The organism is Accumulibacter sp. (assembly GCF_032229525.1).
Classification (GTDB): Bacteria; Pseudomonadota; Gammaproteobacteria; order Burkholderiales; family Rhodocyclaceae; genus Accumulibacter.
This window is the reverse complement of sequence record NZ_JAVTWB010000019.1, coordinates 1-12,436: the sequence shown is the minus strand read 5'-3', so window position 1 is coordinate 12,436 and position 12,436 is coordinate 1. Positions and strand designations below refer to the sequence as shown.

Below are 12,436 nucleotides of genomic sequence, written 5' to 3'. Positions count from 1 at the left end.
GACAACACCGTCGCGCCGACCTTGGCGCCGCAGCCGCCGCAGCGCATGGCGATCGCCGAGATGGCCTGCGCCGATTCGACCTTATCGAGAGGGACACTTGCTACGCCCGCCAGCGGCTTCGCGACCATCGGCGGCAGATCGCTGAATTTGGCCATGAAGCGGCGGTCGATCCAGTCCTTCCAGCGCCACACCCAGGCGCCGTCGACATGCAGCGCGCCGCGTGAGGCAATGGCGTAGCGGTCACCGGTACTGATCAACGCCAACCAGCGCGCCTGCGGCCGGTAGGCGTGCAGCGGCTGCCCGAGCACCGCGCGACGCAGGTTGTCGGCCAGCGGCCGCCCCTGACGCACAGCGAAAACGCCGGCTTTCTCGAGCGGTGTGGCGAGCATCGCTGCGCAGTCACCGGCGGCGAAGATCAGTGGATCGCTGACCGTCTGCAAGCTGTCGCGCACCTGGACGAAACCGCTGTCGTCCAGCGCCAGGCCGGTATCGGGCAGCCAGGCAGCGCCACCGGCCTGCGTCACCCAGATGATCTCGTCGGCCGCCAGCGTCTCGCCGTTGCCGGTGTGCAGCTGTCCGTCGGTCACCGCGATCACTTCCGCCGCGCGATGAACGACCACACCACGCTCAGCCAACACCCGCTCGAAGCTTCGCCGCACGCGCGCGTTGTGCGTCGGCAGGATGTCGCGATCAGCGGAAAAGAGGTGAAAGCGCAGGTCGTCGGGGTCGTGGCCGAGGGCCTGCAGTTCGTTGCGCAGGCGATACTGCATCGCCAGGGTCAGCTCGACGCCGCCGGCGCCGGCGCCGACCAGCGCGATGGTGGTCTGCCCGGCGTGCCGACGAACACGCTCCAGCAAGGCCAGCCAGCGCTCGTTGAAGCGCCGGATCGGCTTCACCGGAATGGCGTGTTCGGCGGCGCCTTCGACGCGGTTCACCGCCGGCATCGAGCCGATGTTGATCGACAGGCAGTCGTAGGCCACCGGCGGGCGATGGCGACAGAGCACCTTGCGCTGTGCGCGGTCGAGGCCAACCACCTCGTCGCGGAAGTAGCGGGCGCCGGCGAACCCGGCCAGGCGACGCAGGTCGATGTGCACCTCGTCGTAGCGGTAATGGCCGGCGATGTAGCCCGGCAGCATTCCCGAATACGGGGTGTGGGTGTCGGTGCAGATCACCGTCAGGCGGACGCCGGTCTCCGGCCGCATGGCAAAGCGCCGGAGCACCACGACGTGGCTGTGTCCGCCGCCGACGAGGACGATATCGCGGAGGACCGGTTGTTCGGCTACGCGCACGGTCAGCCTCCGTTCGCCGGCGTGAGGCACAGATCCGCGACCAGTCGCCGCACGGCTGCGCGCTCGGCAGCGGGCGCGAACAGGGCCGCGCGGTGCCGGCACTGGGTGGCGAGGCGCGCCAGCAGACCGTCACCCTGGCCCTGGCTGGCGCGGCACTGAAGGATCAACTCGGACAACGCCCGGGCATCGTCACAGGCGAAATAGCCGGCGTAGTCGTCGCCAAGCATGCCGACATTGCCATCGATGCGCGAAGCGATCACCGGCGTGCCACTGCACACCGCTTCCATCACCACGTGCGCGCCGCCCTCGATGCGGCTGGCGTGAATCAACAGATGCGCACGCTGCATGCGGCGTCGGGTGGCCGCATGCGGCTGACCGCCCAACCAGCGATAGTGGGTCGACGCCGCCATGGTCGCCATTGCCGCCTCGCCGAGGCGCGCATCGAGTGCGTCGCCGATGTGGTCGATGCGGATGTCGTCGCGGCCAGCGAGAAGGCGGGCGGCGGCGAAGAGCGTCTGCGGAGATTTCTCGTCGCGCAGGTGGCCGACCATCAAGGCGCGCAGGCGGCGTCGGGTCTTGGGCAGCGCCTGCCGGCTGGTCGTCGACTGGAAGATCACCCGCGCTTTCGGGCGCAGTTCGGCGGGCAAGGCCAGTGGGCCACGTTCCTGCAGCACTACCAGCGCGTCGGCCAGTTGCAAGGAGCGCTGCGCCGTGGCATCGCGCTGGATGTCGCGATAAAGGTCAGTGCCGGTGAGCACCAGTGCCAGCCCCCGCGACGGATGCATCTGCCGCCAGGCGGCGATCGACGGCGCCGAGCGCCGCGCGTGCAGGGCGAGCATGACCCGATCGTCGTCGGCTGACTCGTCCGGCCATTGCGTGACGATCCGGCTCGGCGACGACAGGAATCCTTGCCAACGGCGCGCCGTCCGCCAGTTACCGTTGTTGGCATCGGCCAGCGCCGGGCTCACAATCACCACTTGGAAACACCGCTGCGATACGCCCGCGTTCATCGAGGAGGCCCGAATCCGTGAAACCACCCAGCCAATGGGCAGCAGCCGACGGCGCCCGTGCAGGCGGGGCGCAGGAATTGGCAGCTGCGCTGACGGCAGCACGCCAGCGTACGCTGGCCTTGCTGGCGGTTTATGAACAAGCACTGGGACCAACGCTGCGCGTTCCTTTTTCGACCCAGCTGAATCCGCCGCTGTGGGAAGTCGGCCATGTCGGCTGGTTTCAGGACTACTGGATCGCCCGCAATCGGCAGCGAGCACTGGGCGTTGCCTGCGACCCCGAGCATCAGCGGCCGAGCGGCCGCCTGCCGGCAGCGGACGCTCTTTACAACTCCAGCGTCGTCGCGCAGGAAACGCGCTGGCAGCTGCCGCTGCCCGATCTGGCTGCCACCCGTGCCTATCTCGAGGCGGGCCTGATCGAAACCCTGGCGCTGCAGGCGCAGACGGCCGAGCAGCCGGCCGACCTTTATTTCTTCCGCCTGGTGCTCTTCCACGAGCAGATGCACGCCGAGGCGGCGACCTACATGGCGCAGGCGCTCGACATTCCCCTGCCCGCCGCGCTGCTGGCCGGAGCACCGTCGCCGTCGCCGGCGCTGATCGGCCAGCCGCCAGCGGCCAGCCTGTGCCTGCCGGCTGGCGAGTGGTCCCTGGGTTACGCCCAAGCGGGCTTCGCCTTCGACAATGAACTGCCAACGCACCGCGTCCACCTCTCCGCGTTCGCCGTCGACCCTGAAGCGGTCACCTGGCAGCGCTATCTGCCTTTCGTTGCCGCCGGTGGCTACGAGGATGCGCGCTGGTGGTCGGCGGAAGGCTGGCAGTGGTGCGAGGCCAACACGCTCGGCGCGCCGCGCTATCTGCGCCAGGTCGACACGCAATGGCAACACCGTGTCTTCGGGCAATGGCAGCCGCTGCCACTCGCGGCCGCCGCCGTGCACCTCAGCTGGTTCGAGGCCGACGCCTGGTGCCGCTGGGCGGGCCGTCGACTGCCGGAGGAAGCCGAGTGGGAGTACGCGGCGCTGACCGACGCGCGCCTGCAGTGGGGCGAGGTCTGGGAGTGGACCGCCAGCCGCTTCCTGCCTTTCCCCGGTTTTTGCGCCCATCCCTACCGCGACTATTCGGCGCCCTGGTTTGGCAGCCGCCGTGTGCTGCGCGGTGGGAGCTGCGCTACGGCACCGGAGATGGTGCACCCGCGCTACCGCAATTTCTTCACGCTGGAACGCAACGACATTTACGCGGGATTCCGCAGCTGCGCGATCGACCGCTGAGCTCCCCTGGCCGGAGATCACTACCGACCCTCGCCCGCCTGCGCGAGAAACACGGCAAACCAGCCGCGCTCGTCGGTCCACCGCTGGATCGCCGAAAAACCGGCCTTACCCAGGAGGGCGGCGAAATCCTCGGGCCGCCACTTGTAGGAATTCTCGGTATGCATGCGTTCGCCGGCAGCGAACGCCCGCTCGCCACCCGGCCAGCGCACGCTGACCGCGCGCACTGCCTCGAGATGCATCTCGATACGCGACTGCGCGCCATTGAACAGCGCCAGGTGACGCCAGTCGGCCAGCGCGAAATCACTGCCGATCAGCCGGTTGATATGCCGCAACAGGTTGCGATTGAATGCCGCAGTGACGCCAAGGGAATCATCGTAGGCCGCCTCGAGCACCTCGACCGGCTTGAGCAAGTCGACGCCGATCAGCAGGCTGCCGCCCTGCGCTGCGCGCTGCAGTTGCCGCAGGAAGTCGAGCGCCTGCGCCGGCGTGAAGTTGCCGATGCTCGAACCGGGATAGAACAGCAGCCGCGGCCCGTCGCCAATTTCCCCCGGCAAACTCAAGCGATGCGAAAAATCGGTGCCGACCCCCAACATGTCGATGTCCGGGTGCTGCTGTTGCAAGCGTTCGAGCGAGTCGCGCAGGAAAGCCGCCGAGATGTCGACGGCCACGTAGGTGCGCACGGCGAACGGCACCAGCAGGCGCGCCGCCTTCTCGCAATTGCCGGCGCCGAGATCGACCAGCGTCAGACCGCTCGGCAGACCGGCGGCGATGGCCTCGACATGGCGCGCGAAGATCGCCGCCTCGGTGCGCGTCGGGTAATACTCGGGCAGTTCGGTAATCGCCGCAAAGAGTCTCGAGCCCAGCGCATCGTAGAAGTACTTGGGCGAAATCACGGCCGGCGACGCTGCCAGTTCACCCGACAACTCGGCACGGATCGCCGCCGGTTCCTGGCGGTCGACCTCGATCAGCCGGGGCGAGCGCACCACTAGCGGGCCTCTGGCCCGCTTGCGGGGTGACCCGACGTCGTAAGGCACGACTGAGCTGATGGTAGAAAGCGATTCATGCTGACTGGCGGTATCGCCACTCCCTGTGATGATCGGCCGGCGACTGCCGAACGACCAATGCCCTGGATTCGCCATGATACCGCCGCCGCCGGCAAATGCTCGCACCGCCACGGCGTCGGGAGCGCCTCGAGCGATCGCGTCTGGGCCGAAACGGCAAAGTGAGTTCGATCGTGAAGCACGTCACACGAACTTGCCACAGGCCGTGTGACTCTTCGTCATCGGCGCATGACTGCTAGCGCCGATATCCGTCGATCACCTTCTTGCCAATCACTTTTCGGGGGTTGCCATGGCCACACTTCCTTCCCTGCCGCAGCGTGATCTGAATGTCTGGCGCACGCTCGATCGACTGATGTGCCCTGTGGCGAGCGAACCACATCGCCAGCGACGTGTCGCCGCCGCTCCCCGTGTGCGGCTGCTGTTTTCCGGTCTGAGGGGTAGTGGCGATCGACTCGGCGCCTCCTCCCCTGGCGACCTTGCTTGCCACACCGGTCAGCGTGCATCCGAAGGGTCCTGGTGGTACACCGGCTTTCCGCTGTGGTGGACAAAATGACACCCTGGGCACGTCCCTGGAAAGGCCGCGCCCGATCGCTGACCATCCGTCGCGGCCGTCGAACCTACCTGGAACACGCGGTGCTGCCGGCGCGCGCGACATGCGCTACGCGAAGCGCGCCGACAACCCGCCATCGACGAGGAGTTCGGTAGCGGTGATGTACTTGGCCTTGTCCGAGGCAAGAAACAGCGTCGCGTAGGCGGTATTCCAGGCGTCGCATCTGCAGCGCAGCCCTACGCGACCGGCGCAGGGCGCCCCGGTGCACACTCGACAGCATTGGCTTCTTGCGCCTGCGCAACGCGAGACAGTCTAACGCACGATCGAGATCGCCGATGGTGGCCGTACCACGAGCTCTTTCGCTCCATATACTTCGAAAGCAGATGGCAAGCCGCCAACGCTCCTGCGAGTTTGTGCCCCGGACGATGACAGAAACCGCCGAACCATCGGCGGCACTCCCGGCAGTACTCCGCGTCACCGGCACAATACGTGAGCTTGCTCGTGTCCGGCGCGTGAAAATAGCGAGAAGGCATCAAGAAACAACGCGACGATCCCGTCCCCTTGCCAGATCCGCGTGAAAAAAAACGGCGGCCATCGGCCGCCGCGGGGGCATTGCCGAGCAGGGTCGAATCAGACTTCGACCTTCCGACGGCGCAGCGCACCCAGACCCGCCAAGCCAATACCCAGCAAGGCGAGAGAAGCTGGTTCGGGGACAGCGCCCGTGGTTGCCTCGATGCCTACGTTGTCCACGCCCTGATTGAAAAAGAGCTGGTTGTCCACCTCTCCGAACCGAAGCTGATAGGTGGAACCGGGGGTGACAAAACTTGTGATATCGAATGAATAGCTGGTCCAGGGGTGGGGGTTGGCCCCGGCATCCACTCCGAGGTAGAAGTTCGCCAGAACACCGGCACCGGTATCGAAAGGCAGAGCCAAGCCTGTCAGCAGATCGACTCTGGCGTGCTGATTCGCCGAGCCCGTATGATCCAGGCCGGCTGGGTCAATAATTCCCCCGGAGCCACTCTGATCATTGGCAAACATGTCGAATGCCAGCATCACCAACGTGGCACCTACGGGCACGACGAAGCTTTGAGTCAGGACGTGAGTTCCTGGCCCGGTTTGGTCGGTAACCGCATAGCTGGTTCCGCCCGCAGCTCCCACCGTTGCGCCACTAGACAGAGGTGTACTCGTTCCCGAGACTGAAAACCATGAGCCGCTGCTAGCGGCCAGGTCAGTAACGGTCCATCCCGTCAAACCGGACTCGAAACCACCGTTGGTAATCAGGGCAACCGCAGCAGCGGGCTGCGCAAAGACGCAAGCTACACCCAAGGCAAGGAGCTTTAGTTTCATGGTCATTTTTTTAACTCCAGAAAAAGAGAGGGCGTTAGTTACTTCCAAAACCAAGATGCAGCGGAAGACCATTGAGTACAGCAATAACCATGCCTAAATATTAATCGACTTAACAATCAACGCCTTAAATATTCAACAATTCGAAACACACCACCCGAGTGTAAAAAATTTCGACACCTGAAGCCGCGTTTTCAGGCCGTACGACCGGAGCATCAGCACCGCGCCTTTGCTCCATCCGTACGGCGCATTGAAAACCCATGATGAACAGCGTCAGAGTTCCCAAAAAAATCCGGCGACGGCAAGCAAAGAAAACCAACTCTCCCGACCTTCACCAAGCGCGTTGGCGTCGACAAGCTGCGTCAGTTTCGCCGGCCCTGCGACCGAAGCAGTTAACAGCCGGGTCTTGCGTTAGTCCACAGTAGCAAGGTGCACGATAAGGTAGTCATCACACCGGACCGGCGTTGGTTTCCCTTTCACGAACGATGCATCGCGCCGAGCCAAGTTCTTTGTCCTCCCATGAACAGAGCCGGGATTCCTTCGCGCGGAACACCTCAGGCGAAGCGCGCCGACAACCCGCCATCGACGAGGAGTTCGGTAGCGGTGATGTACTTGGCCTCGTCCGAGGCGAGAAACAACGTCGCGTAGGCGGTATCCCAGGCGTCGCCCATTTGGCCCAGCGGACACTGGGCGTCACGGGTGCGGATGAGGTTGGCTATGTCGCCTTCTTCGCCATAAACACGAGTCAGCGCGGCATGGACCAGCGGCGTGTTCATCAGTCCTGGCAACACACAGTTGGCGCGAATGCCATCGGGCGCATGGCGAATGGCCATGGTGCGGGTCATTGCTACCATCGCTCCCTTGCTGGCCGCATAAAAACCGTAATTGACGCCGGCCCAGCCGCGCACGGCCACCGATGCATTGTTGACGATCGCCCCGGCGTGCTGACGCATCATCACCGGCAGGACGTGGTGGCAGGTCAGATAGGCGCTCTTGATATTGACCGTCATCAGGCGATCCCAGGTCGCTTCGTCGAGTTCGGCCGGCCCCCCGACAACCGCAATACCAACGTTGTTGACCAGAATGTCGATCCGCCCATAGGCGTCGAGGGCCGCCGCCACCATGCGTTCAACATCGGCGGCAAGGGTCATGTCGGCAACCACGGCGATGCTGCTGCCGCCTTCGTCGGCGATGATCTGCTGCGTTTCTGCGGCAGCCGAGGCGTCGATGTCGGCGCCGACCACTTTCGCTCCCTCGCGTGCGAAGAGCACCGAAATCGCCTTGCCGTTGCCCCAACCCGGCCCGACCGAACCGCTACCGGTGACGATCGCCACCTTGTCCTGCAGACGTCCGCCCATCTTCAATTCTCCCCTTGTGTCGTCCAGTGGCGCCGCAATTCGGTCTTGAGCACTTTGCCGTAGTTGTTCCTGGGCAGCGCCGCAACGAAAAGATAGTCTTTCGGCCGCTTGAAGCGCGCGATCGCATCCAGACACAGGGCATCAAGCTCCTCGATCGGCGCCGCCATGCCCGGCCGGCAGACGACGAAGGCGACGACCTCCTCGCCCCATTCGGCACTCGGCCGGCCGACTACCGAGACCTCGGCGACGGCCGCGTGCCGTAACAAAACCTCCTCGACTTCGCGCGGATAGATGTTGCTGCCACCGCTGATGATCACGTCCTTGGAGCGGTCCTTCAGCGTCAGGAAGCCGTCGGCATCGAGCACACCGACGTCACCGGTGTGCAGCCAGCCGTCGCGCAGCGTCGCCGCCGTTGCCTCCGGGTTACGCCAGTAGCCCTGCATCACCGTTTCGCCGCGCACCAGCACTTCGCCGGCAGATCCAGCGGGCAACGGCAGGCCGTCAGCGTCGGCGACCAGCACCTCGACGACGCTGTGCGCGACGCCAACCGAAACGATACGTTCGAGATAGCGTGGATGCGTACGATCCGTGAGGTGTTCGCGCGACAGGGCGGTGATCGTCATCGGGCTCTCGCCCTGGCCGTAGATCTGCACCAGCCGGTCACCGAGGACGGCGAGTGCGCGCCGGATGTCCTCGAGATACATCGGGCCGCCACCATAGACGATGGTCTTGATGCCGCTGCAATCCGCTTGCTGTTCGGCGACGTGCTCGACCAGGCGGTGGACCATCGTCGGGGCGGCGAACAGCGAGACCTGGCCGAAGCGCTGCGACAAGGCCAGGATCTCCGCGGGATCGAAGCCGCCCGACTCGGGGACGACATGCCGCGCGCCGACCAGTACGTGCGCGAAGTTGTACATGCCGGCGCCGTGCGACATCGGCGCGGCGTAGAGGATGCTGTCAGACGAGGCCGCCTGGTCCACGTCGGTGAAGTAGCAAAACGTCATCGCCAGCAGGTTGCGCTGCGAGAGCATCACGCCCTTCGGTCGGCCGGTGGTCCCGGACGTGTAAAAGAGCCAGGCGAGATCGTCCGGTGCCCGCGGCACGACGTCGATCGGCTCACCGATGGCCAGTTGCCGATACGCCGGACCATCGATGGAGACTATCCGCAGCCCCGGCGCGCCGTCGGTCCACATCTGCGCAGACGAGCCCGGCTCGCCGGCGACGAACAGCAGGGACGACGCCGAATTCCCGACAATGAAAGCGACCTCGCGCGGGTGCAGCTTGTGATTGATCGGCACCGCCACCAGGCCGGCGTGCCAGATACCGTAGAGCAGCTCAAGGTACTGCGGGCAGTTGGCCATGAACAGCGCCACCCGGTCGCCCGCTTGCAGGCCGATGCTGCCGCGTAGCGCAGCGGCGATGCTCGCCGCACGGCGGAACAGCTCGCCGTAGGAGTACAACTCGCGCTTGCCGAGCGCGACGGCCGCCCGCTCCGGGAAAACCCGGGCGCTGCGGGCGAGCAGATGGGCGAGGTTCATCGCCGGAAGAAGCGTCGAGGCACCAGACCTGCCCCGCTACCCGTCGGCAACACCCTGAGCACGGCAGGACCCAGGCTCAGCCTGGATCGGCGAGCAGAAAGTCCTGCACGAGGCGCACCTGCGACTCTTCGAGGAACATCGGTGCATGCCCAACATTCGGCACTTCGACGAGCTTCGCCTTGGGTCCGCGCAGGGTCATCTCGACCGCGGTGTCGTGCGCGAGGATGTCCGACTGGGCGCCGCGCAGGACCATCGTCGGGCAGCGGATGGCGTCGTACATCGGCCACAGGCTGATTTCCTTGGCTTCGAGGAAGGCCTTCTGGTACGGCAGGGCAAGCTGGCGGTCGTAGTTCATCTCGAAGCCGCCTTCGGCTTTCGGGCGTGTGCCGACGACGGTCATGAAACGCCATTGCGCGTCGGTCAGCGCGCCAAAGGGCGCACAAACCGTACGCACGTAGATCTCGGCCTCGCCGAGATCGGCGAAATCCGGCGCCTTGCCGAGGTATTCGCCGATCCTTTGCAGCGCGTCGAGGGCGATCAGCGGCCCGACGTCGTTGAGCACCATGCGGCTGATCGGTGACCCCGGCAGGCTCGAAAGAAACATGCCGATCAGCCCCCCCATCGAGGTCCCCAGCCAATGCACCGACTCGACGCCCAGCCGGGCGATCAGTGCGATGATGTCGTTGGCGTAGATCGGCAGGGCGTAATCGTCGGGAAAGAACAGGCGATCGCTGCGCCCGCGGCCGACGATGTCCGGGCAGACGACCCGGTAATCACTAGCCAGCGCATTCGCCAGCACGTCGAAGTCCCGTCCGTTGCGGGTCAGGCCGTGCACGCAGATCAGCACGCGTGGATTGGCCGCATCTCCCCACTCGGTATAGGCCATCCGGTGCAGGCCGTGCGGGCCGAGACAACGCACCGTGTGCTCGCGCATCTCGTTCAGCGGGGCACCGGCCGGCTGCCCGGGTCGCGATGTCACCACCAGTTCGTCGAATTGTTTGAGTATCGCCATGATTGAACCCCGAGGTCGGTCAGTAAAAGGATCGAATAAGCGTGCTGGCAGAGCGCCGACGAGACGCCGGCCGCCAGCGAGATCTGGCTGCGGACCCTGGCGCGAGCAGGCTAGCCGAGGTCACGGAATTTTCGGCTCGCCGCGCAACCTTCGCCACCGAAGCGGTCATGGATCGGGCTGAAAGCGGCAGGTCAACCGTACCCTTGGGAGTATCCCCGGAAGCTGCAAGTGAAGTCAAATTGCGCTTGGCAGCAAGCGTCTGCAGTCGGTTGCTCCAGCCATTTCACGGCCAGCTCACCGCGGAAGCTGTGGCTCACTCCGGGCGGCCACCAGCGGCGCTTTCACGCAATTCATCGAGTTCCTCGAGCAGGTCCGCGACCAGCGCGGCCAATTCGGGGACGGCATCGAAGTCGCGCTCGAGCTGGCGCATGCGCCGGGCGCGAAGAAGAGTGATACTGGAAAAGCACCACACGCCGGCGACGCTTTCGGCCTGCGGGATCAGCCCCTCGTCGATGTGACGCTGCAGCCAGGCGGGTTCGGCGGTGCAGGCGGCGGCAAGCTGCTCCAACGTCAGCCAGCTCTCTTCCAGCAGGCTACCGCTCAGGATCTCCTCGTCACGCATCGCTCATGCCCTCCCCTGGTCACGCGGGTCAAAGGCCAACTCCCGCGCCATGCTTTCATAGAGTTCTCTGGCCCTGGCCGTGTCGGCTGGCGGCAGCAACACCTGAATGTCGAGCAGCAGGTCACCCGGCGTCGTGCCCGGGATGCCCTTGCCACGCACGCGCATTTGCCTACCGCTTTGCGTCCCTTCCGGAATGCGCACATTGACACCGCCTTGCGGCAGGTCCACCTGCACCACCGCGCCAAGCGCGGCCTCCCAGGGGGCAACCGGCAGCGTCAGATGGAGGTCGCGCCCGTGGGCGCGGAAACGTGCATGCGGCCGGAACTGGACTTCCAGCATCAGGTCGCCGGCCGGCGCGCCACCAAATCCCGGCGCGCCCTGGCTGGCCAGACGAATGATCTGGCCAGCGTGCACCCCTTGCGGAATCCTGACATTCAAGGTGCGCGTTTCCAGCGCCACCCTCCCCTGCGCATCCGTCTTTGGCGCCCGCAGGGAGATCTGCCGGGTGGCGCCGCTGAAGGCGTCCTCGATGTCCAACAGCACCTTGGCGTGATGATCCTCGCCGCACGACTGGAACTGCGTCCGCTGGCCGCCAGAGAAGCCGCGCGCGCCGCCCATGCGGCCAAACATCTCGGCGAAGAAATCGGAGAAGTCCGCTGTTTCGCCCGGCGAAGCGCCGCGGCCTGAAAACTCGAAGCCGGCATCCCAGTCGGGTGGCGGGCGAAACTCCTGGCCCGGCCGGTAGCCACGGCCCAGTTGATCGTAGGCAGCGCGTTTTTCCGTGTCCGAGAGCACTGCATTGGCCTCATTGACCTCCTTCATGTGCGCTTCGGCGTCCACTTCCTTGGAAACATCCGGGTGATACTTGCGCGCCAGTTTTCGGTAAGCCTTCTTGATCTCGTCGGCCGTGGCCTCGCGCGAAACCCCCAGAACCTGGTAGTAGTCCTTGAATTCCATGATCCATCCTCGATCTGCCGGGTTAGTCAGCTAACAATAACAAATGGCGACGATGATGCGCGAAATCAAGCCATTGAAGTGGCCAAAAAAGTCCCCAGCTTGGTAGGGAAGCGCCACTCCCGGCGCCCCTGAGCCACCCGCATGGAGGATTCAACATGATGTACCGCTCTCTGTTTCCCCGCGACGTGCTCGCGGAACTGGAACGGCTGCAACGTGAAATGCAGCAGGGTTTCCATCTCTCCCCGAGCATTCGCGGCGTCGCCCGCGGCGGCTTCCCGGCAATGAACGTCGGCGGCACCGCCACCTCGGTCGAAGTCTATGCCTTCGCCCCCGGCATTGACCCGGCCACCCTCGACGTGCAGATCGAGAAGGGCGTACTCACCGTTGCCGGCGAGCGCAAGCTGGACCCACCCGGCGAAAAGGCGACCGTGCA

At 65.2% G+C, this 12,436-nt stretch carries 11 protein-coding genes and 1 pseudogene; 2 read left to right on the top strand and 10 right to left on the bottom strand.

The genetic code is table 11. The annotated features are described in order from the left end of the window. Positions 1-1,289 (bottom strand): FAD-dependent oxidoreductase (locus tag RUW20_RS01670; RefSeq protein ID WP_313950466.1); only part of this gene is annotated, 1,289 nt, incomplete at its 3' end. 2 nt (positions 1,290-1,291) lie between these two features. Further along, the gene (gene senB, locus RUW20_RS01665; RefSeq protein ID WP_313950455.1) at positions 1,292-2,266 is read right to left on the bottom strand and encodes a selenoneine biosynthesis selenosugar synthase SenB; all 975 of its coding nucleotides are present in this window, start codon (positions 2,264-2,266) and stop codon (positions 1,292-1,294) included. Positions 2,267-2,316: 50 nt separating this feature from the next. Here senB and senA point away from each other — a divergent pair, with 50 nt between their 5' ends. Continuing rightward, on the top strand, positions 2,317-3,561 hold the full coding sequence (gene senA / locus RUW20_RS01660) for a selenoneine synthase SenA (RefSeq protein WP_313950454.1): 1,245 nt from the start codon (positions 2,317-2,319) through the stop codon (positions 3,559-3,561). Between the two features lie 20 nt (positions 3,562-3,581). Here senA and egtD read toward each other — a convergent pair whose 3' ends face one another. The 8 genes and pseudogenes from egtD to RUW20_RS01620 form a co-directional block, all read right to left on the bottom strand. Beyond that, a complete protein-coding gene (gene egtD, locus RUW20_RS01655; RefSeq protein WP_409559281.1) occupies positions 3,582-4,547 on the bottom strand; it encodes an L-histidine N(alpha)-methyltransferase in 966 nt (321 codons plus the stop codon). A 733-nt stretch (positions 4,548-5,280) separates the two neighbouring features. Beyond that, positions 5,281-5,391: pseudogene (locus tag RUW20_RS01650) on the bottom strand (SDR family oxidoreductase); the annotation flags it as partial. Positions 5,392-5,802: 411 nt separating this feature from the next. After that, the gene (locus tag RUW20_RS01645; RefSeq protein ID WP_313950453.1) at positions 5,803-6,525 is read right to left on the bottom strand and encodes a PEP-CTERM sorting domain-containing protein; all 723 of its coding nucleotides are present in this window, start codon (positions 6,523-6,525) and stop codon (positions 5,803-5,805) included. A gap of 545 nt (positions 6,526-7,070) precedes the next feature. Then, entirely contained in the window at positions 7,071-7,874 is an 804-nt protein-coding gene (locus tag RUW20_RS01640) for an SDR family NAD(P)-dependent oxidoreductase (protein ID WP_313950452.1), read from the bottom strand. Positions 7,875-7,876: 2 nt separating this feature from the next. Beyond that, positions 7,877-9,412: an AMP-binding protein gene (locus tag RUW20_RS01635; protein WP_313950451.1), complete on the bottom strand. Its 1,536-nt coding sequence runs from the start codon at positions 9,410-9,412 to the stop codon at positions 7,877-7,879. A gap of 76 nt (positions 9,413-9,488) precedes the next feature. Beyond that, positions 9,489-10,424: an alpha/beta hydrolase gene (locus RUW20_RS01630; RefSeq protein ID WP_313950450.1), complete on the bottom strand. Its 936-nt coding sequence runs from the start codon at positions 10,422-10,424 to the stop codon at positions 9,489-9,491. A 313-nt stretch (positions 10,425-10,737) separates the two neighbouring features. Next, complete coding sequence (locus tag RUW20_RS01625) at positions 10,738-11,046, bottom strand: chaperone modulator CbpM (protein ID WP_313950449.1); 309 nt, start codon at positions 11,044-11,046, stop codon at positions 10,738-10,740. A 3-nt stretch (positions 11,047-11,049) separates the two neighbouring features. Further along, on the bottom strand, positions 11,050-12,003 hold the full coding sequence (locus tag RUW20_RS01620) for a DnaJ C-terminal domain-containing protein (protein WP_313950448.1): 954 nt from the start codon (positions 12,001-12,003) through the stop codon (positions 11,050-11,052). Positions 12,004-12,158: 155 nt separating this feature from the next. Between RUW20_RS01620 and RUW20_RS01615 the strand changes: the two genes are divergently transcribed. Next, on the top strand, positions 12,159-12,436 hold a 278-nt coding region (locus RUW20_RS01615; protein ID WP_409559280.1), incomplete at its 3' end, for an Hsp20/alpha crystallin family protein.

What these genes read in the sequence shown, in the direction of transcription:
- RUW20_RS01620 (WP_313950448.1), bottom strand. Translation starts at nt 12,003, where the DNA reads ATGGAATTCAAGGACTACTACCAGGTTCTGGGGGTTTCGCGCGAGGCC.
- RUW20_RS01630 (WP_313950450.1), bottom strand. Translation starts at nt 10,424, where the DNA reads ATGGCGATACTCAAACAATTCGACGAACTGGTGGTGACATCGCGACCC.
- RUW20_RS01625 (WP_313950449.1), bottom strand. Translation starts at nt 11,046, where the DNA reads ATGCGTGACGAGGAGATCCTGAGCGGTAGCCTGCTGGAAGAGAGCTGG.
- RUW20_RS01635 (WP_313950451.1), bottom strand. Translation starts at nt 9,412, where the DNA reads ATGAACCTCGCCCATCTGCTCGCCCGCAGCGCCCGGGTTTTCCCGGAG.
- RUW20_RS01640 (WP_313950452.1), bottom strand. Translation starts at nt 7,874, where the DNA reads ATGGGCGGACGTCTGCAGGACAAGGTGGCGATCGTCACCGGTAGCGGT.
- RUW20_RS01645 (WP_313950453.1), bottom strand. Translation starts at nt 6,525, where the DNA reads ATGACCATGAAACTAAAGCTCCTTGCCTTGGGTGTAGCTTGCGTCTTT.